Raw genomic sequence first — 18,974 nt, 5'->3', positions numbered from 1 at the left:
CCCCGTTTCACCCTGCCGCGCGAGCACCGCCAACCGTGCGCCGCCGTACCGGTGTTGACGCCACCCGGGCCACCGGACCGTGGCGCCGCTCGGGACGGGCTCAGCTCAGCGGGCGGGCCCGCAGATGGGCGACGGCGCAGGGGCGGGAGCCCCCGGGCGGGAACGGAGGACGCCAGGCGGAAGGCAGGGGCGGATGGCGCCGGAGGGGCGGGAACGCCCTGCTGTCGCCTCCCGCGTTCACGCCCCCTCCGCGCACGCCGGTGCCTCCCTCCGTGCGCCCTCCCCAGGGGCGGGGACCGTCCCTAGCTTCCGCCACATCCCCCTCTTCAGGGTGGAGAGGGCGCGTGAGGAGCATCCATGAGGCAACGCCTGAGAACCGCCGCGGCCGTCTGCGGCTCCGCCGTACTCCTGGTGACCGCGCTCCTGTCCGGGGGCACGGCCACCGCGGCGCCCGTCCCGGAGCGGCCGGACACGCCCGCCGCCGCCGTGTCCCCGACGGTGCAGAAGTTCGACACCCGGGCGGTCTATCAGCGGGTCCGCAACTTCGGCACCCATCTCTGTCTCGCCGTCCCCGGGGGCAGCCTTGAGGAGGGGAAGCAGCTGATCCAGTGGCCCTGCGGGCCGTGGAACGACCACTACTGGGCCTTTGAGAACGCCTTCACCTCGGGCGGCCTCCAGTATGTCCGGATCCGCAACCTCAACAGCGGACAGTGTCTCGCGGTGCCCGGTGGCAGCACCGCGGCGGGCACCACCGTCATCCAGTGGCCGTGCGGGACCTGGCGCGACCACTACTGGGGTCTGCGGGTGAGCAGCAGCGGCACCCAGCTCGTCAACTACAACAGCGGGCAGTGCCTCGGGATCCCGGGCAATGACCCCAACGCTGGTGTCCGGGTCTTCCAGTGGCCCTGCGGGCCGTGGCCGGACCACTACTGGTTCCCCGCGTGAGCCCCCGGCGGCCGGGCGCGCCTGACGGCGTCCGGCCGCCGCCCCCGAGCGGGTGGCACGAGGCGACCGGTGCGCTGTCCCCCGTAACCCATGCAGTGGATCATCATCGGTGCCCCGTTTCGCCAGGGAGACTTCTTGCTGGTCAGCGGGGCATTTATCGATTTCCGGTCGGATCTTTTGACCTTCTTGACCTCAAGTCACGTTGAGGTTGCACGCTGGGGTCATGACGCAGACGACAGCGAACAGCGCCTCCACCGGGACCCCCTCCGCCGGCTTCGGCGAACTCGGCCGGCTGATGTCCCTGATGACCGGGGACGAGAAGCACGGACCCGCCGCGACCTCCACCCTGGACGCGCTCTGGGTGCTCTACGACCGGGTGCTGCGGGTCTCCCCCGCGACGGCGGACGCCCCCGACCGGGACCGCTTCCTGCTCTCCAAGGGGCATGGCCCGATGGCCTACTACGCCGTACTGGCCGCCCGGGGGTTCATCCCCGAAGAGTTGCTGCCCGGCTTCGGCGGCTATGACTCCCCGCTCGGGCACCACCCGGACCGGGTGCTGGTGCCCGGGGCGGAGATCGGCAGCGGCTCGCTCGGACACGGACTGCCGCTCGCGGTGGGCACGGCCCTGGGCCTCGGGATCCAGGGGCACACCGACTCCCGGGTGTGGGTCCTGATCGGCGACGCGGAGCTGGACGAGGGCAGCAACCACGAGGCCATCGCCTATGCGGGCCCGGCCGGACTGACCGCACTGCACGCCCTGGTCATCGACAACAGCTCGGCCACCCATGGCTGGCCCGGCGGGATCGCCTCCCGTTTCGCGGCGGCGGGCTGGTCGGCGGTGACCGTGGACGGGCGGGACCACGAGGCGCTGTACGCGGCGTACACGACGCCCCACCCCGGCCGCCCGCATGTGGTGGTCGCCCGGGTGGAGGCCAAGCCCGACCACGGTGAGCCCAAGATCGCCTGAGCCCATGGCCGCCTGAGCCCGGCCCGCGCCCCGGCCCGTTCACGACCGCGCCGGACCGGCCTTCCGCCACCCGGGGACCCCACTCCCCCACCGCCACCCACCAGACTCCGCTTCCACCCACCAGATCCAGGGGACTTCCGCGATGGACACCATGCGCGACCGCTTCATCTCCACCACCTCCCGGCTGCTCGACGAGGACCCACGGCTCGCCGTGGTGCTCGCGGACATCAGCGCCGACGGCTTCGAGCCCACGCGCCGGGCCCACCCGGACCGGGTGATCAATGTCGGCATCCGGGAGCAACTGCTGGTCGGCGTGGGCGGCGGCCTGGCGCTGGCCGGGCTGCGGCCGGTCGTCCACACCTTCGCGAGCTTCCTGGTGGAGCGGCCCTTCGAACAGATCAAGCTGGATCTCGGCCACCAGGACGCCGGGGCGGTACTGGTCAGCGCGGGCGCCTCCTACGACTGGCCCGCCGGCGGCTTCACCCATATGGCACCCGGGGATGTGGCCCTCCTGGACACCCTGGACGGCTGGACCATCCATGTCCCCGGCCACCCGGACGAGGCGGAGGCCCTGCTGCGCGCGTCGGTCACCGGGGACGACCGGGTCTATGTCCGGCTCTCGCTCCAGCAGAACGACGCGCCGCTCCCGGTCACCGGCGAGGGGTTCCTGACCCTGCGTGAGGGCCGCTCGGGGGTGGTGGTCGCGGTGGGCCCGATGCTGGGAGCGGTGGCGGAGGCGGTGGCCGACCTGGATGTGACCCTGCTGTACGCGACCACCGTCCGCCCCTTCGACAGCGCCGCCCTGCGGCGGGCCACGGGGGCCGGGAGGGCCGATGTGGTGATCGTGGAACCGTATCTGGCGGGCACCTCCACCGCCGTCGCGAACGACGCGCTCCGCGATGTTCCCCACCGGGTGCTCGGCCTGGGTGTGGGGCGCAAGGAGCTGCGCCGCTACGGGCAGATGACGGAGCATCTGACGGCCCACCGGCTGGACGCGGCCTCGCTGCGCGAGGACATCGGCGGCTTCCTCGGGACCCGCTGAGCGACGGGCCGCCGGCTCCGGAGAGCGCCCCCGCACCAGGACGGCCCATCGGGCCGCGGTACGGGGGCGCTGTCATGCCGCGACCGGGCTCACTGCAAAGAGTTCTTCGCGAAGAACTCTTTGCAAAGAAATGTTGGCGGTCTAGAGTCCGCACCATGACTGACGCCAGACAGGGGCCGCGCGCCCCCCAGCGAGCGGTACGGACCGGTCCGCTCGCCCCCGTACCAACGGAACCGGGGTGCGCGCCATGACGTCCTGCGGTACGGGCGAGGGGGCCCCCGAGGCCGCGGGGCGCTCCTTACGGCCGCTGGCCGGGGTGCTGACCGCCATGGCCGTGGCGCTGACCGGCACCCGGCTGTCGGCCATCGCCCTGCCCTGGTTCGTCCTCGTCACCACCGGCAGCGCCACCCGTACCGGGCTGGTCGCCTTCTGCGAGATGCTGCCGTACGTGGTCGTCAAGGCGTTCACCGGGCCGCTGGTGGACCGGGTCGGCCCCCGGGTCGTCTCCTGGACCACCGATCTGGCCAGTGCGGGCGCCGCCGCGGCGATTCCCCTGCTGCACACGGTGGATCTGCTCTCCTTTCCCCTGCTGCTGGCCCTGGTCGCGCTGATCGGCGCGGCCCGGGGGCCCGGCGATCTCGCCAAGGAGGTCATGGTCCCGGAAGCGGCCGAGCGCGGCCGGATACCGCTGGAGCGGGCCACCGGGCTGACCGGGGTGACCGAACGGCTCGCGGGCACGGTCGGCCCGGCGGCCGGCGGCGCCCTGGTGGCCGTGGCGGGCCCGCTCACCGGACTGGCCGTCAACGCCGTCTGCTTCGCCCTGGGATCGGTCGTCATCGGGCTGGTGCTCCCCCGGGAGACAGGACGGGCACGACGGGCACGGACCGGGAGCGATCCGGTGGGGAGAGCGGGCGCCGGGACGGCGGAGCCCGGTTACTGGCGGCGCTTCGGGGAAGGGTTCGTCTTTCTGCGGAACGAGCCGCTGCTGCTCACCGTCGTCGTCATGCTCGGGGTCACCAATCTGCTGGACGCGGCGTTCAGCACCGTTCTTCTGCCGGTCTGGGCCCGGGAGTCCGGCCATGGGCCCGCCGCCATCGGCCTCGCGGGCAGTGCGATGGGGATCTCCGCGGTCGCCGGGAGCCTGGTGGCCGCGGTGGCCGCGCACCGGCTGCGGCGGCGGGTGATGTTCTTCACGGGCTTTCTGTGCGCCGGGGCGCCGAAGTTCCTGATCCTCGCCTCGGAGGCGCCGATGGGGGCGGTCCTGGCCGTGTTCGCGGTGAGCGGCTTCGGGGCGGGCTTCATCAACCCGGTGCTGAGCGCGGTCTTCTTCGAACGGATCCCCCGGGGGATGCTCGGCCGGGTGAACGCGCTCGGTTCCTCCCTCACCTGGGTCGGCATCCCCCTCGGGGGACTGCTCGCCGGGGCGGCGGTGGCTTCGGCGGGGACGGCGGCGGTGCTCGTCGCCTGCGGCGCCGTCTATGTCCTCGCCACCGGACTGGCCGGGCTGCGGCCGGAATGGCGCGGGCTGGACCGGGGCGCCCGGGTGCCCGTACCGGAGGGAGAACCGGCGGGAAGACCGGAGGCGGCCCCGTCCCGGAGCGACGCGCCGCCCCGATGACCCCGGCCGCCGACCACCGGCCGCCGGGGCCGGGCGACCACCGGGGTCCGGCGACCGGCGGATCAGGCCGCCGGCGGCGGCCCCCCACAGGAGAACAGACCCTCGAAGTGCTCGGTCAGCGCCCTGCTCAGCCGGTCCCGTGCCATGGTCAGCCGGTCGATGCGGTCGTTCAGCTCGGCCACCCGACGGCCGGTGACCTCCGCGACGGGGCAGCGGACCTCACCGGCCGCCACGGGCTCCGCACCGCCGGGCCGGGGATCCCGGTCGAAGACATGGACGACGTCCCGGACATCACCGATCGTCAGACCCGTGTCCAGCAGGGCCCGGACGACCCGCAGCCGCTCGATCTCCCGTACTCCGTAGTCCCGGTGCCCCGAGGGGGTGCGCCCCGCCGTGAGCAGGCCCCGCTGCTCGTAGTAGCGCAGGGCTCTCGGGGTCAGTCCCGAGGCCGTCGCCGCCTCGCCGATGCGCATCGCTCTTCCCTTCCTGGGCCGGATACGGGTCACAACTCCACCAGGACCGCTCCGACATGCCGTCCCGCCAGCAGTTCGCACAACGCACGGGGCGCCTGATCGATGCCCGGCAGCCGGGTGTGCGGGAAGACCAGGGTGCCGTCGCGCAGGGCCCGGCCGAACTCCCGGGACCACTCCGGGATCGCGTCGAGGTGGTCGCTGCCGGAGATGCCGCGCAGGGTGATGCCCCCCAGGATCAGGGAGCCGGTGTCGATCCGGGTCGGTGCGGCGAAGCTCCCCGACAGCTGGGCGGCGAGGGAGCCGATGAGGCCGATACGGGCGCCCCGGCGCGCCACCGCCAGGGCGGCCAGCAGCTGGTCGCCACCGACGTTGTCGACGACCGCGTCCACCCCGTCGGGCGCCGCCGCGCGGAGCTGGTCCTCGACGGGGCCCGCGTCCCGGGTGACGGCGACGTCGTAGCCCAGCTCCGCGACCAGGCGGTGGCCCTTCTCCCGGCTGCTGGTGGTGCCGATCACCCGGGTCGCCCCGCGCAGCCGGGCGAACTGGCCGGCCAGCGAGCCGACGCCGCCCGCCGCCGCGGTGACCAGGACGGTGTCCCCCGGCCGTACCGCGGCTCCGCGTACCACCCCCAGCCAGGCGATCAGCCCCTGGGACAGATGGGCGGCGGGGTCCGGCAGCGCCCCGGGGTCGAGCCGCTCCACGTCCGCCGCGTCCACCACGGCGTACTCGCGCCAGCCCCGGCCGTGCGAGACGAGGTCCCCGGGGCGCAGCCCGGTGCCGGGTGCGGCGACGACCGTGCCGATCGCCGGTCCGTCCGGGACGGCGCCCGGCGCGGCGGGGGGTACGGGCAATCCGTCGGCGCCCCGTATCACGGTGTCCATGATGGCGGCGACGGCCATCAGCCGGTTGCGTACGAGGACCTGTCCGGGGCCCGGCTCGGGGAGGGCGACCTCGGCCGTGTGGAAGTGGTCGGGGCGGAGGGGGCCCTCGGGGCGGGCGGTCAGGCGTACTTCCCGATGGGTGGTGGGCAGGGCGGACATCGTGGCTCCTCGCGACAGGGGCAGGGGTAGGGGCAGGGGCAGGGGTCGGCGCCGGATGTGCTGGATCACGTGATCCAGCACGTCCGTGCATGCTCCACTGACGCTAGGACCTGACGTATACGTCAAGGTCAAGGCCGTTGGGGCGGTTCCCGCCGGGAGCGTGTGGCCGGGCCCGCGGTCTGGTGACGGCGGGCGGGCCGCACTAGGGTCGCGCATCATGATCACCACACGGAACGCTCTGACAACTCTGGTCGCGAGCGGCGCGGTTCTGGCCGGTACGGTGCTGCCCGCCTCCGCCGGAACACAGCAGGTCCTGCCCGAGGTGCGGGTGCTGTCGGCCACCGCGACGCCGCACACCTTCCATGTCGCCTACCGCTGCGCCCCCGGCTCCGGGGTGCGTGCCATCGCGCTCCAGGCGGACATGAACACCGCGGGTCACTATCACTATGTGAACACCACGATCCATCAGTGGGACGCGCCCCACCCCGACCCGGGCAGCCCCGCGCCGGAGGTCCCGCTCTGCGACGGGACCTGGCAGATCGCCCATGAGGAGATCACCGGCTTCCTGCCGGGGACGACCCCGTTCCACGCCGGGGACCAGGTGACGGTCAACTGGAAGGCGTACTCCGCCGGGATGGGCACCGTACTGGCCGAGGGGCAGCAGGCGGGCGTGGTCTTCGAGTAGTCCGGGCGGCCCCGATCCGGCCGGCCGGGGCGGCCCCGGCGCGGGTGTCCTGAGAACACGACCGGTCCCCCGCCCGGGGGCGGGGGACCGGTGACGGACGGCCGCGGCTACCGTGCCAGGTGGGCGGCCACGGTCCGGAGCAGTTCCTCGGGGGCCAGCTCCCCGATGGACTCGGGCAGGTCGACCTCCACCTCGTGCGCGGTCTGTCCCTCCCCCGCGACGATGACGGCGTACTCGGCGTCCTTGGGCGCCTCGGACGCGTACCCCTCCTGCACGGCCGCGACCTCGCCATCGGCCTCGGTGATCACGGTGAGCCTCATACGAAGCCTCCTCCTTGGAGGTTGTGGGTGCCCGCTTCACCGCCGACGTTCCGGATGGTCACGCCGTACTCCGTGTAGCCGGTCCCGGTCCTGCGTTTGCTCTGGTTGAAGGCGATGTGCGTCGGACCGTTCCCGGACGGCTTCACATCCGGCCAGGCCGTCTGCGCGCCGCGGTCCTCACCGCCGTTGAGGTTGAACCACCAGGTGACCTGGGCACCGGCGGCCAGTGTGGTGATGGCTCCGAAATTATTGAATGCCACGACTTCTTCCTCTCCATCATCGGAAGCCGAGGAGCGTCGCCCCGAGCCGCACGCTCGCCCCACCCGGCCACAGCACCACAGCACCACAGCAGGACAGTGCATTTCGGGGCACACAGCCCATCATGACGGTTGTACGGGGCACCCGGCCATCACTCGGAAGGGGGAAGCGGCCCGCCCGACCGCCCCGGGCGGCTACGCGCCGGCCGGGGCCAGGGTCCACAGCCGGTGGTCCCAGCCGATGTCCTGGCAGGTGCGCACGGTGAGCCCGGCGCTCCGGACCAGGGCCGTCAGCCGGTCGGTGTCCCGCAGGCCGGAGCCGAAGGCGCACTTGAGCCGGAGGTGGTGCACCACGGCGTCGAGGTCGTCCGGGTCCGCCGCCCGTACCTGCTCGACCAGGACCAGGGTGCCGCCGGGGCCGAGCGCCGCGGCCGCCTCGGCCAGGGTCTGGACGGCGTCCTCGTCGGGCAGCCACTCCAGCTGACGGGAGAGGAGCACCGAGTCCGACCCGGTGGGCACCCCCGCCGTCGTCGGCAGCAGCTCGATGGCGGGCAGCACATCGGTGTCCAGGATCTCCTCCAGGACCCGCAGCACCGACGGCAGGGCGGCGATCCTCGCGCGCAGCCCGGGGAAGGCCTTCACCAGCGCGTTCACCACGGTCCCCGAGCCGGGGCCGACGGCGGTCAGCGAGGGCACGGCGGACCAGTCGACGGCGCGGACCACCCCGGGGGCGATCCAGCGGGCCTCCTCCTCGACCGCCGCCCGTGCCGTCCCCGCGAGACGGGGCTCCCGGGCCATGGCCTCGACCAGGGTGTCGCCCTCCCGGGTGCGGTAGCCCGCCGCGCCCGTGCGCAGCGTGTGCAGCAGACCGCTCAGGGAGGCGTCGAACGCGGCCTGCGCGCCGTCGAGGTGGTACTCGTCGGCCGAGTGGTCGTCCTCCACGAGTTCCTCCCCGATGGCGGTGAGCCGGTAGCGCTCGGGGCTGCCGGTCAGCAGATCGATCGAGACCAGATAGGTGAGGAGCGCCGCGAGGGTGGAGCGGTCGGCGCCGGTGCGGACCACGAGCTGGTCCAGGTCGCGCACCCCGCTGTCCACCAGGTCGAAGAGGCCGAGGGTGACGGCGGCGCGGATGGCGTAGCCGGGGGTGAGGTCGGTGAGCGAGTGCAGCCGCTCATGGGCGTCGTCGTCCCCGGCGGCCTCCTCGGCGCCGTCGCCGGAGAGGCCCGCGTCGGGCGCGGGCGGCTCGGTGCGGCGCCAGTAGCCGGTGATGTCGGTGTGCTCGCGGGGCACCTGGCGCTCGGTCACCAGATGGCGGCGGATGCCCTTGAGGGTGACCGCCTCGCCCGCGCACCAGGCGAAGACCGTCCCCGGGAGCCATTCCATCTCCCGTACCGCGGACTCCAGCAGATCGGTGGTCCCGGCGGGGGCGCCGGCGCGGGAGAGCCAGGCGATCCGCGCGTCGGCGGCGGTGGGCAGGGACTGGCGGTGGCTGTCGTCGGCGATCTCGATGAAGACCCGGGCGACGGTGGTCGCGGGCATCTCCGCGAGCCACCGTCCGATGGCGGGCAGGGCGGTCTCGTCCCCGGCGATCAGCAGCCAGTCGGCGCCCTCGGGATGGCCGTGGGACATTTTCGGGCCCGCGATCCAGGTGGTGTCGCCGGGGGTGACGGCCTCGGCCCAGGCGGCGGCGACACCGCCCTCGTGGCGGACGAAGTCGAAGTCGATCTCCCCGGCCACCGGGTCGTGGCGGACCGGGGTGTAGTCCTTGGCCACCGGTCGGTCGTCGGCCGGCCAGTCCAGGCTGCTGACGTTCTGCCGGGGCAGGACGAGATGCCCGGCCCCGTCCTCGAAGAAGAACTTCACATGGTCGTCGAAGCCCTCCGTCCGCAGCTCCGGCAGGTCGAGTCCGTCCCGGGTGAAGGCCCGCAGCTGCTCCCCGCCGAGGGTGACACGGCGCATTCCCGGCGTGATGTTCTCGGCCCGCAGGACGGTCAGTTCCCTGAGGACGATGGGGAACATGACGACCGGTCGGGGGTTGCGGGCAGGCATGGGCGCTCCTTGAGTCGTTATGTCGTGGGGTGCGGCGGCGGGGCCGCGGGGCCCCGCCCGGGTCCGGCCGGGCGGGGCGGGGTGGTGCGTCAGCGGCCGGCGACCGCGTCGGCCAGGATCGGTGTCAGCTTCTCGGTGACCCAGGGCGAGGTGAGCGCGTCCGGGTAGGCCATGGCCGAGGAGAGCGAGTTCTTCGACGGGATGACGGCGAAGTTGCCGCGCTTGACCACATCGAGGGAGCGGAAGAGCTTGTTGCCCTCCAGCTCGGCGGCGGAGAGCAGGCCCTCGTCACCGAACGGGTAGGTGACCAGCAGGACGTCGGCCTCCAGCTCGTCCAGGTTCTCCAGGCTGATGGCGTTCTTCTTCGCGTCGTACTTCTTCGCCTTGTCGGTCTTGCGCAGCCCGAGCTGTTCGAAGACGCCGGCGTCCTGGTCACTGTAGGACATGAAGGTGATCTGCTCGGGATGGACGACCGCGTAGGTGTAGGTCTTGCCCTTCAGCTCGGGGTGGGCCGCCGCGGCGTCCTTCAGGGCCTTCTCGCTGTCGGCGATGACCTGCTTCGCCTTGTCGGTCATGCCGAGCGCCTTGGCGGCGGTCAGCAGCCGGTCCTGCCAGGTGAGGGTATCGGCGTGGTTCTTGTCGGTGTAGGTGACGACGGGGGCGACGGGGGCGAGCTTGGCGTAGTCGGCGTCCATCGCCCAGGTGTTCATGCCGAGGATGACATCCGGCGCCTCGGCCATGACGGCCTCGTAGTCGGTGCCGTCGGTGTCGTCGTAGGTCTTGAGCTTCTTGGCACCCAGCTTGTCGATGGCGCGCTGCTTGTACTCGGGGACCGGGCCGCCGTCCTCGACGTCCGGGGTGATGACCGGCACCACGCCGAGGGCGAGGGCGATGTCGGTGTCACCGTCGGAGACGGTGGCGACCCGTACCGGCTTCTTGGTGACCTCGGTGGTGCCCCAGGCGTTGTCGAGCTTGACCGGGAACGCCCCGGAGGCCTCGGAGGAGTTCTTGCCGCCCGGGGTGTCCGGGGTGTCGGATCCATCGGATCCGGCGCAGCCGGTGACCAGGGCGAGGCACGCTGCCGCGGCGAGCAGCACCCGGGTGGTGCCGCGGCGTCCGGCGGGTCGTGCGAGGCGGTTCATGTTCATTTCTCCTGCGTGAGGTGGCGACGGCCGAGGGGGAAGATCTGCGGCCGGTCGGTTCGGGGGTGGGTCACGACGACGCAGTCCAGGCCGAAGACCTCGGCCACGGTCGGCGCGTCGAGTACCTCGGACGGCGGGCCCTGGCGTACGACCCGGCCATCGCGCAGCGCGACGATGGTCGAGGCGTACAGGGCCGCCTGGTTGAGGTCGTGGGAGACGAGCACGATGGTCTTGCCGGTGCGTTCGTTGAGGTCGGCCAGCAGGTCCATCACCTCGATCTGGTGGGCGATGTCCAGATAGGTGGTGGGCTCGTCGAGAAGGAGGACCGGGGTGTCCTGGGCGAGGGCGAGGGCGATCCACACCCGCTGGCGCTGTCCGCCGGAGAGCTGGTCGACGGGCCGGTCGATCAGCTCCGCCGTACCGGTGGCGAGCAGGGCCTCGGCGATGATCCCGTCGTCGGCGGGGGTCCGCCTCTGGCCGAACCGCCGGTGGGGGTGGCGACCGCGCCAGACGAGGTCGCCGACGGTGATGCTCTCGGGCGCGATCGGGGTCTGCGGCAGGACACCGAGCCGGCGGGCCACCTCGCGGGTGGGCAGGGCGTGGATGTCGGCGCCCTCCAGCAGGACGGATCCGGCGGCGATGGGGAGCAGCCGGGCGATCGACTTGAGGAGGGTCGACTTGCCGCAGGCGTTGGGTCCGACGAGTGCGGTGATCCGGCCCGCCTCGATGGTCAGGTCCAGGTCCGCGATGACGGTGGTGCCGTCGTAGCCGGCTTTGATGCCGCGCGCCTCGATGCTGGGGGGCGCCGGGGTGCCGTCGGCGGCCGGGGCGTCTTCGGTGGCCGGGGCGGTCACGGGGTCGGTGAGGGGGTGGTTCACGGGGTGGCTCCGGGTCTGCGCCGAAGGATCAGCCAGACGAAGTAGGGCGCTCCGAGCAGCGCGGTGAGGGCCCCGGTGGGCACCGGGCTGATCAGGGGGGCGTGCTGGGCGAGGACATCCGCGGCGAGGACCAGGACGGCTCCGACGGCGGGGGCGAGGGCGATGGCCCGCTCCTCCCCCACCAGGCGCTGGGCGATGGGCCCGGCGACCAGGGAGACAAAGCCGATGGGTCCGACGACGCCGGTGGCGAGCGCCGCGGCGGCCGCTCCGACGAGCAGGGTGGCGACCCGGGCCGGGGCGACCCGGGTGCCGAGGCCGGTGGCGAGCTGGTCCCCGAGGGTGAGGCCGGTGAGCGGCCGGTGCAGCAGCGCCGCGGCCGGCAGACAGAGCGCGAGACCGATGGCGAGGGTGGTGACACCGTCCCAGTCGGCCCCGTTCACGCTGCCGATGAGCCAGCGCATGGCGATGGCGATGCTCTCCTCGTCGGCGGCGGTCAGCAGGTAGTTGGTGTACGCGGTGCAGACCGCGCTGAGTCCGATGCCGACGAGGACCAGCCGGTAGGTGTCGATCCCGCCGTCGCGCCGGCTGAGCACATGGACGGCGGCGAGGAGCACAAAGGATCCGGCGACGGCGGCGACCGGCGCGCCCAGGACGAACGCGGCGGGGGCGTAGAGCAGGACGGTGGTGGCTCCGGCGGAGGCCCCGGCGGTGATGCCGACGATATCGGGGGTGGCCAGCGGGTTGCGGATCAGCCGCTGGTAGAGGGCGCCCGCGAGGCCGAAGAGCGCGCCGGCGAGCAGAGCGGCCAGGGCGCGCGGCATCCGCAGCTGGAAGATCATGTAGTCGGCGAGTCCGGTCCGCAGTCCGAGGGCGGCGGGCAGGACATCGGCGGGGTCGACCCGGCCGATGCCGCCGAGGAGGACGGAGGCGGCGGTGAGGGCGACGAGGAGGGTGGCGAGGACGGCCGCGGTGACGGCGGTCCTGCGGTGACGGGCGCGGCGGCCGGCCCGCAGCCGGGCGACGGTCCGTTCCTTGGCGTGTGCGTCCTGGCGGAGGGTGTCCTGGCGGGGCGCGGTGGTCCCCGGTGCTGTCGTCATCACATTCTCACCAGGTTCCGGCGCCGGGCCAGCCAGACGAAGAAGGGGGTGCCGACGGCCGCGGTCATCACGCCGACCTGGACCTCGCCGTGGTCGAGGACGAGCCGTCCGGCGGTGTCGGCTCCGGTGAGCAGGACGGCTCCGAGGGCCATGGACAGCGGCAGCGACCACCGGTGGTCCGGGCCGACGAGCATGCGCGAGCAGTGGGCGGCGACCAGGCCGACAAAGGCCACGGGGCCGACGGCGGCGGTGGCCGACGCGCAGAGCAGGACCGCGACGGCGGCACCGGCGAGCCGGGCCCGCTCGACCCGTACGCCGAGGCCGCGGGCGGTCTCGTCGCCGAGGCTGAGGATGTTGAGGGTGCGGCCGAGCGGCAGGGCCAGCAGCAGCGCCACGGCGGCGAAGGGGAGGATCTCGTCCAGGATCGAGCCCCGGCCGGTGAGTTGGCCGATGGACCAGAAGCGCAGATGGGCGTAGACCGCCTGGTCCCGGATGACCATCAGGGTGATCAGCGAGGACATCACCGCGGACAGGGCGACCCCGGCGAGGACCAGGCCGATGGTGGAGCTGCCGACCTGGGAGCGGGTGCCGATGAGATAGACGAGCGAGGCGACGACCCCGGAGCCGATGAGGGCCATCCAGAAGTAGCCCTGGGCGCCGGTGACCCCGAGGAACATGATGCCGATGACGACGGACATGGCCGCGCCCTGTTCGACACCGAGGACGCCGGGGTCGGCCAGCGGGTTCATGGTCAGTGCCTGCATGATGAGCCCGGAGGCGCCGAGCGCCGCGCCGACCAGGAGACCCAGGAAGGTCCGGGGGATCCGCTCGGTCCACAGCACATGGGAGTTGTACGCCTGGCCGTCGGGGTCGAGCAGGATCCGGACGACCTCCACCGCCGAGATGTCCCGGGCGCCGAGGCCGATGCTCGCGATCAGGGTGGCCAGCACCGCCAGGGCGGCGAGGACGGCGACGGTGGCGCCCCGGGAGAGGCGGGTCCTTGCCGGTGGCGGCGGTGATGTCACCGGTGGGGACGTGGATGTCATGGGTCTTTCGGCTCCTTGCTCGTCGTACAGCGGGTTAGGTTACCCTTACTTCGCTCGCGCCGATCCAAGTCACAGATGCGAGACTCACACTCAGGGGTCAGTTCCCGGCCCCGTACTCTCAGGGGCCGGTTCCCGGCCCCCGCGACCCTGGGGGCCGGCATGACCGAGACCATCGCCCGGCCGCCGGCACAGGAGCCGGTGGACGAGGACCTCATCACGGACGACGGGCATCCCACCCATGTCCACGACTACCACCAGTTCCTGCATGTGCCGGTGGGGCGGATCGTCGTCACCGCACGGGGCACCGGGCACGAACTGTCGCCGTCGGTGGGGCTGTGGCTGCCGGCCGGGCTGCCGCACAGCGCCCGTTTCGACCCGGGGTCGCTGGTGGTCAGCGAGACCTTCGAGACCGACGAGCACCGACTGCCGTACCGGGACGCCACGGTGGTGAACATCGGGGAGGCCCAGCGCCGTCCGCTGCTGTCGCGGATGGGCGGCGACGGACCCGACGACGCCACGCTCTTCGCCGTCCTGACGGCGGGACCGGCGGACCGGCTGCCGCTGCCACTGCCCACCAGTGACGCCGCCCGCGCGGTGGCGGGCGAACTGCTGCGCCGGCCCGACGATCCGCGGACCGCCGACGAGTGGGCACGGGGGCTGTACACCAGCTCGACCAGTCTGCGGCGGGCGTTCCGCACGGAGACCGGGATCGCGTTCTCCGAGTGGCGCACCCGGCTGCGGCTCAACCGGTCGCTGGAGCTGCTGGCGCAGGGGCAGATGGTGGGCGCGGTCGCGACCCGGGTCGGTTTTGTGAGCACCAATGGCTACATCCTGGCGTTCCGCAAGCACTTCGGCCGTACGCCGGGGGCCTATGTCCGGGAGTAGTGCGCCGGGTGGCCGTGCGGCGGCGCACTCCGCAGAAGCCCCCTCCCCCCGGGTGGCGCCCCGCCCGCGGCGGTGGTCGCCGGGCTTGCGGAGACCGGTCCGCCAGGGCGCCGGTATCGCCGTGGCGACCCGTCCCATCAGGGTGTTCGGCCCCGGTCGGGCTTGACTCCGACCGACAGTTGATAGTTAGGTCAGCCTTTCCTAACTGCCCCCATCGGGCCGACCACCCTTCACCGCGCCACACGGAATCCCCGTGTGCGCGGCTTCGCCGTGCGCGGACCACCCCGCGCCACGGGGAGAGGACGACGCACCATGGCCGACACGGCCGGACATCGGATCCGCCCGCCCCAGGGGCCGGCACGGGAGACCGCGGGCTCGGCCCGCCCCGAACCCGGCACCCCCACCCCGGCGGGAGACCCCCGTGCGAGCGCGTGACCTCCTCATCGACATCGACCCCCTGCGCACCAGCCCCGACTTCCGCGCGATCTTCATCGCCCGGGTGGTGTCGCTCTTCGGGCTCGGCATGGCGACGGTGGCCCTGGCCTTCCAGGTCTACGATCTGACCGGCTCCACCCTCGATGTCGCCGTCACCAGCATGATCATGAGCGTCACCGTGCTCCTGGGTTCGCTCTGGGGCGGCTGGATGGCGGACCGCTCCGACCGCCGACGGCTGATCATGTGTGCCCGGGGCGCCGCCGCGCTCGCCTTCGCCGGGCTCGCCGTCAACGCCTTTCTGCCGGAGCCCCAACTCTGGGCGATCCAGCTCTGTGTGGCCTGGGACGGTCTGGCCACCGGGGTCAGTGTGACCGCGCTGATGGCGGTCGCGCCCGGCCTGGTCCGCCCGGACCAACTCCCCGCCGCCGGGGCGCTGATCTCCCTCACCGGGGAGATCGGCTCCATCACCGCCCCGCTGTTGGGCGGAGTGCTGCTCGCGGCGGCCGGACCGGGGCCCGTCTTCGCGTTCGCCGCGTTCACCACGGCGGTCACCACGGCGCTGATCGCCCGGATCCGGCCGCTGCCACCGGTCGAGGAGACCGATACGGATACCGATACCGACGACGGAGACGGAGACGGGGACGGGAACGGGAACGGGAACGGGAACGGGGTACGGGACAACGGTTCGCCCCTCGTCGCCCTGCGGTACGCGGTGCGCAACCGGGTCCTCGGCGGACTGCTCGCCCTCGGCGGGGTGACCGCCGTGTTCAATCTGCCCGTGGTGCTCTTCCCGGAGATGGTGGCGGAACGATTCGGCGGTGACGAGGTCACCCTCGGCCTGCTCTACACCGCCCCGGCCATCGGCTCCGTCCTGGTCTCCGCGACCAGTGGCTGGATCGGCCGCACGGCCCGCCCCGGACAGCTGCTGCTGGCCGCCGCGTTCACCGGCGGCCTGGCGACGGTCGGATTCGGACTGAGCGGCCGGCTCCCCGTCGCCGTCCTCGCGCTGGCCGTCGTGGGGGCCGCCGGGACGGTGTACGAGATCCTGGAGTACGCCCTCGTCCAGCACAACACCCCCGACCGGCTGCGCGGCCGGATCGTCTCGGTCGTCACCGCCCAGGGCACCACCGGCGGTGTGGTCGGCGACGCCGAAGTCGCCCTGCTGGCACGCTGGTTCAGCCCCGGCGCCGCCGCGGTGGTGAACGGCGCGGTCTGCGCGGGCGCGGCGGTGCTGGTGGCCCTGCTGATCCCGGGGGTGCGACGGGCGACCCTGCCCCGCGAGGACGACGACCACACCGCCGACTCCGCAGGTCCTGCGGCACCCATCACCCCTGTCCGGGACGGCGAACCCGCCAAGGGCTGACCCCCGGTGACGGCCCCATGACGGCCACCGCGCCCTGCCGGGCACCGGGGCACGGGGTGTGCCCGGACCGCCGTCAGAGGGCGGGAGCGGATCCGTCGCCACCGGGCCGGTCACCGGGTCCGCCACCGGGCCGGTCACCAGCTCCATCGCCGGGTCCGTCGCCGGAGCCGAGGGCGGCCCGGTGGCGGGCCCGGATCTCCTCCGCCTGGGCCAGCAGCTCCTCGTACCACGCATGCGAGGCCCGGATGTCGACATAGGGCGCCGGCAGGAGCCGGGGCCTGCGCCCGGGGCGGGCGATCACGATCCGGTGGGCGCCATGGCTCCGGCTGCTCCGCTCCTCGACGGTGATGGCGGAGATGTCCCGCCAGGGGTAGGTCCTGCGGAGGGAGAGCGGGCGCCGGGCATGGATACCCTCGCCGTCGACCGTGACCCGGCCGAGACCGACCCTGAGGACGAAGGGGACGATCACCAGCCATGCCACCCCCAGGGCGTCCAGGAAGCCGGGGACGGCACCGCCCAGGAGCCGCACCAGGGAGATCACGCCCCACCCGGTGAACACCGCCGACCACGCCAGGGCGCGCCGCCTCTCGCGGTTGCGGTACACGATCGGTTCCACGGGACAGCCTTCTCATCAATCCAGGACAAAGACCCCCATCCTATGCGGAGCCCGGAGCCCGGAGCCCGGAGCCCGGAGCCCGGAGCCCGGAGCCCGCCCGGGGGCCGGGGTGCCCACCGCCGGCCTCCCCGGAGGAGCCGACCGGGCCGCTCCCCGGTGGACGGCACGGAGGACGGCGCGGGAGACGACAGGGACGGCACGGAGGACGGCGCGGGGAGCGCCGGCACGGGAGGGAGGAGGGCGGTCCGACCGTACGGGACAACCCTTTCGCCCCGCCGGAGGTCGATACTGACGCCGGGCACACCGACACACCGGCGCCCCATCCGACCGACTCGCGCACCCGTCACGAGGGGCGCCTCCCAAGGACTGACATGACCTTACTTCGTGCGCGTCGCGGCCCGGCGCTCGCTGTCGCCGTCACGGCCGCCCTCTCCCTGGCCACTCCCCCGGCACTCGCCGCCCCGGACGACCCCCGGGGACCCGGCCACCCCTCCGCGCGGGCCGCCTGTACCGGCCCGGCCCCCGCCGCGCCCCCGGACTTCAACGGCGACCGGCGCCGTGACCTCGTCGTCGCCGCGCCCTCCGGGACCGCGGACCACCGGGAGAGGGCCGGCCATCTCGCGGTGCTGTACGGATCGGCGTCCGACCCGGCACACACCCACCATGCCCTCATCCACCAGGACACCCGGGGGATCCCCGGGGTCGCCGAGCCCGGGGACTCCTACGGCGGCGCCCTGGGCACCGGGGACCTCGACCGGGACGGCTTCTCCGATCTGGTGGTGGGCTCCCCCGGCGAGGACATCGGCACCGCCCGGGAGGACGCGGGCTCGCTCGCCGTGATCTGGGGCGGGCGGCAGGGGCTCGCGGCGTCCGCCACCGTGATGGACGGTCAGCATCTGTACGGCAGGCTGGGCGACCGGCTGGCCGTGGGCGACTTCGACGGGGACGGCCATACCGATGTGGCCGCCTCGGACCGCCGTACGGACATCCGGGTGCTGTTCGGCCCGTTCGGCCGTGACGGCTCCGCCGACCGCACCTCGCTGCTCGACGGCGATGTCTGGTTCGTCCTCGATCTGGCCGCCGGGGATGTGAACGGCGACGGCCGTACGGATCTCGCCGCCGTACGCCACCACTCCGACGCGTACGACTCCCGGCACACGGTGATCTGGCGGGGCACCGCGCGGGGGCCCGCCGCCGAGGGGGAGACGGTCACGGACGCCTCCGGGCGGGTCGTCCAGGGCGGCGAGAACCTCGACCTCGGTGACATCGACCGGGACGGCTGTGCCGACATCGTCGCCGGGCGGCTGGACGGGCACGACAGCGACCTGGGGATCCCCGAGGCCGCCGGCGGCATGATCACCTATATCCCCGGCTCGAAGGACGGGCCCCAGGGGGCACGGGCGGTCCGGCTCAACCAGGACACCCCCGGGATCCCCGGTGTCCCCGAGCCCGGGGACGCCTTCGGTGCCGGTCTCTCGGTGGGCGACCTCGACGGCGACGGCTATGCCGATGTCTCGGCGGGGCTCCCCGGCAAGCGGGTGGCCGGGGTGAACGGGGGCGGTGCGGTGATCACCCTGCGCGGCGGTCCCCGGGGGCTCACCGGGACCGGGGCGGCGCTCCTCACCCAGAACACCAGCGGGGTGCCGGGGGTGGCCGAGACCCAGGACCGCTTCGGATCGGCGACCCACGCGGTCGACATGAGCGGTGACGGCCGGGCGGAGCTGGTGGCCTCGGCGGTGGGCGAGAACGGGCGGGCCGGCGGGGTGTGGGCCTTCCGGGGCACCGCGTCCGGGCCGACCGTGACCGGCTCGGTCACCTTCGGCAACGGGACCCTGGGCGCGGCCGCGACCCCGGGCAGCGAACTGGGCAAGGTGTTCGACGACTGAGCCCGCCCGGATCCACGCCGGGGCATGCCGGGTCACACCGGTGTGCCCCGGCTTTTCGCTGCCCGGAGCGCCTGCCACCCCGCACCAATCGGTGACTCCCTGTAATCGCCTGGCCGCCCGGACGGGACCCGCCCTGGGCGCCCCCGAGGGGAAATATACCCCCCGGGGTACCTCTGTTAGGGTGAGGGAGCAGATACCCCCGGGGGTAATGAGCACCTAAGGAGTGGCAG

18 protein-coding genes are annotated in these 18,974 nt (G+C 73.4%); 8 read left to right on the top strand and 10 right to left on the bottom strand.

Annotation, left to right across the window (positions count from 1 at the left end):
* Positions 1-357 precede the first annotated feature (357 nt).
* From ABT354_RS22805 to ABT354_RS22790, 4 genes are all read left to right on the top strand, one after another.
* Positions 358-945 carry an RICIN domain-containing protein gene (locus ABT354_RS22805; RefSeq protein ID WP_351496664.1) on the top strand — a complete coding sequence of 196 codons (588 nt, stop codon included), beginning with the start codon at positions 358-360 and terminating at the stop codon, positions 943-945.
* Positions 946-1,168: 223 nt separating this feature from the next.
* Entirely contained in the window at positions 1,169-1,912 is a 744-nt protein-coding gene (locus tag ABT354_RS22800; RefSeq protein WP_351496662.1) for a thiamine pyrophosphate-binding protein, read from the top strand.
* Between the two features lie 142 nt (positions 1,913-2,054).
* Complete coding sequence (locus ABT354_RS22795) at positions 2,055-2,954, top strand: transketolase family protein (RefSeq protein WP_351496660.1); 900 nt, start codon at positions 2,055-2,057, stop codon at positions 2,952-2,954.
* 247 nt (positions 2,955-3,201) lie between these two features.
* Complete coding sequence (locus ABT354_RS22790; RefSeq protein ID WP_351496894.1) at positions 3,202-4,572, top strand: MFS transporter; 1,371 nt, start codon at positions 3,202-3,204, stop codon at positions 4,570-4,572.
* A gap of 62 nt (positions 4,573-4,634) precedes the next feature.
* Here ABT354_RS22790 and ABT354_RS22785 read toward each other — a convergent pair whose 3' ends face one another.
* The gene (locus tag ABT354_RS22785) at positions 4,635-5,045 is read right to left on the bottom strand and encodes a MerR family transcriptional regulator (protein WP_351496658.1); all 411 of its coding nucleotides are present in this window, start codon (positions 5,043-5,045) and stop codon (positions 4,635-4,637) included.
* A 29-nt stretch (positions 5,046-5,074) separates the two neighbouring features.
* Positions 5,075-6,085, bottom strand: a complete 1,011-nt coding sequence (locus ABT354_RS22780) for an MDR family NADP-dependent oxidoreductase (RefSeq protein WP_351496656.1) — start codon at positions 6,083-6,085, stop codon at positions 5,075-5,077.
* A gap of 217 nt (positions 6,086-6,302) precedes the next feature.
* Here ABT354_RS22780 and ABT354_RS22775 point away from each other — a divergent pair, with 217 nt between their 5' ends.
* Complete coding sequence (locus ABT354_RS22775) at positions 6,303-6,770, top strand: hypothetical protein (protein ID WP_351496654.1); 468 nt, start codon at positions 6,303-6,305, stop codon at positions 6,768-6,770.
* 107 nt (positions 6,771-6,877) lie between these two features.
* On the opposite strand, the gene ABT354_RS22770 is transcribed toward ABT354_RS22775, so the two are convergent.
* The 7 genes from ABT354_RS22770 to ABT354_RS22740 form a co-directional block, all read right to left on the bottom strand.
* Positions 6,878-7,090, bottom strand: coding sequence for a hypothetical protein (locus tag ABT354_RS22770; protein ID WP_351496652.1), 213 nt, complete (start codon positions 7,088-7,090; stop codon positions 6,878-6,880).
* Entirely contained in the window at positions 7,087-7,350 is a 264-nt protein-coding gene (locus tag ABT354_RS22765; RefSeq protein ID WP_351496650.1) for a hypothetical protein, read from the bottom strand. Before ABT354_RS22765 ends, ABT354_RS22770 begins: the two co-directional genes overlap by 4 nt.
* Positions 7,351-7,542: 192 nt before the next feature.
* The gene (locus ABT354_RS22760) at positions 7,543-9,396 is read right to left on the bottom strand and encodes an SIP domain-containing protein (RefSeq protein WP_351496648.1); all 1,854 of its coding nucleotides are present in this window, start codon (positions 9,394-9,396) and stop codon (positions 7,543-7,545) included.
* Between the two features lie 89 nt (positions 9,397-9,485).
* A complete protein-coding gene (locus tag ABT354_RS22755) occupies positions 9,486-10,538 on the bottom strand; it encodes an ABC transporter substrate-binding protein (RefSeq protein ID WP_351496646.1) in 1,053 nt (350 codons plus the stop codon).
* A gap of 2 nt (positions 10,539-10,540) precedes the next feature.
* Entirely contained in the window at positions 10,541-11,332 is a 792-nt protein-coding gene (locus ABT354_RS22750; RefSeq protein WP_351496891.1) for an ABC transporter ATP-binding protein, read from the bottom strand.
* A gap of 80 nt (positions 11,333-11,412) precedes the next feature.
* Entirely contained in the window at positions 11,413-12,513 is a 1,101-nt protein-coding gene (locus ABT354_RS22745; RefSeq protein WP_351496644.1) for a FecCD family ABC transporter permease, read from the bottom strand.
* Positions 12,513-13,559 (bottom strand): FecCD family ABC transporter permease, encoded by a 1,047-nt coding sequence (locus tag ABT354_RS22740; RefSeq protein ID WP_351496642.1) that lies wholly within the window; start codon positions 13,557-13,559, stop codon positions 12,513-12,515. Before ABT354_RS22740 ends, ABT354_RS22745 begins: the two co-directional genes overlap by 1 nt.
* A 159-nt stretch (positions 13,560-13,718) precedes the next feature.
* Here ABT354_RS22740 and ABT354_RS22735 point away from each other — a divergent pair, with 159 nt between their 5' ends.
* Both ABT354_RS22735 and ABT354_RS22730 read left to right on the top strand, forming a co-directional pair.
* Complete coding sequence (locus ABT354_RS22735; protein WP_351496640.1) at positions 13,719-14,444, top strand: helix-turn-helix transcriptional regulator; 726 nt, start codon at positions 13,719-13,721, stop codon at positions 14,442-14,444.
* A 421-nt stretch (positions 14,445-14,865) separates the two neighbouring features.
* Entirely contained in the window at positions 14,866-16,242 is a 1,377-nt protein-coding gene (locus ABT354_RS22730; RefSeq protein WP_351496638.1) for an MFS transporter, read from the top strand.
* Between the two features lie 73 nt (positions 16,243-16,315).
* Here ABT354_RS22730 and ABT354_RS22725 read toward each other — a convergent pair whose 3' ends face one another.
* Entirely contained in the window at positions 16,316-16,858 is a 543-nt protein-coding gene (locus tag ABT354_RS22725; protein WP_351496635.1) for a hypothetical protein, read from the bottom strand.
* Between the two features lie 371 nt (positions 16,859-17,229).
* Between ABT354_RS22725 and ABT354_RS22720 the strand changes: the two genes are divergently transcribed.
* Complete coding sequence (locus tag ABT354_RS22720; RefSeq protein ID WP_351496633.1) at positions 17,230-18,744, top strand: FG-GAP-like repeat-containing protein; 1,515 nt, start codon at positions 17,230-17,232, stop codon at positions 18,742-18,744.
* Positions 18,745-18,974: the final 230 nt, after the last annotated feature.

This window comes from Streptomyces sp. NPDC000594 (assembly GCF_040299965.1).
Classification (GTDB): Bacteria; Actinomycetota; Actinomycetes; order Streptomycetales; family Streptomycetaceae; genus Streptomyces.
The sequence above is the reverse complement of the archived record's forward strand: the minus strand, read 5'-3'. Positions and strand labels throughout refer to the sequence as shown.

Bases quoted from the DNA above. Each gene is read 5' to 3' on its own strand.
- ABT354_RS22805 (WP_351496664.1), top strand. From the start codon at position 358: ATGAGGCAACGCCTGAGAACCGCCGCGGCCGTCTGCGGCTCCGCCGTA.
- ABT354_RS22800 (WP_351496662.1), top strand. From the start codon at position 1,169: ATGACGCAGACGACAGCGAACAGCGCCTCCACCGGGACCCCCTCCGCC.
- ABT354_RS22795 (WP_351496660.1), top strand. From the start codon at position 2,055: ATGGACACCATGCGCGACCGCTTCATCTCCACCACCTCCCGGCTGCTC.
- ABT354_RS22790 (WP_351496894.1), top strand. From the start codon at position 3,202: ATGACGTCCTGCGGTACGGGCGAGGGGGCCCCCGAGGCCGCGGGGCGC.
- ABT354_RS22785 (WP_351496658.1), bottom strand. From the start codon at position 5,045: ATGCGCATCGGCGAGGCGGCGACGGCCTCGGGACTGACCCCGAGAGCC.
- ABT354_RS22780 (WP_351496656.1), bottom strand. From the start codon at position 6,085: ATGTCCGCCCTGCCCACCACCCATCGGGAAGTACGCCTGACCGCCCGC.
- ABT354_RS22775 (WP_351496654.1), top strand. From the start codon at position 6,303: ATGATCACCACACGGAACGCTCTGACAACTCTGGTCGCGAGCGGCGCG.
- ABT354_RS22770 (WP_351496652.1), bottom strand. From the start codon at position 7,090: ATGAGGCTCACCGTGATCACCGAGGCCGATGGCGAGGTCGCGGCCGTG.
- ABT354_RS22760 (WP_351496648.1), bottom strand. From the start codon at position 9,396: ATGCCTGCCCGCAACCCCCGACCGGTCGTCATGTTCCCCATCGTCCTC.
- ABT354_RS22755 (WP_351496646.1), bottom strand. From the start codon at position 10,538: ATGAACCGCCTCGCACGACCCGCCGGACGCCGCGGCACCACCCGGGTG.
- ABT354_RS22745 (WP_351496644.1), bottom strand. From the start codon at position 12,513: ATGACGACAGCACCGGGGACCACCGCGCCCCGCCAGGACACCCTCCGC.
- ABT354_RS22740 (WP_351496642.1), bottom strand. From the start codon at position 13,559: ATGACATCCACGTCCCCACCGGTGACATCACCGCCGCCACCGGCAAGG.
- ABT354_RS22735 (WP_351496640.1), top strand. From the start codon at position 13,719: ATGACCGAGACCATCGCCCGGCCGCCGGCACAGGAGCCGGTGGACGAG.
- ABT354_RS22720 (WP_351496633.1), top strand. From the start codon at position 17,230: ATGACCTTACTTCGTGCGCGTCGCGGCCCGGCGCTCGCTGTCGCCGTC.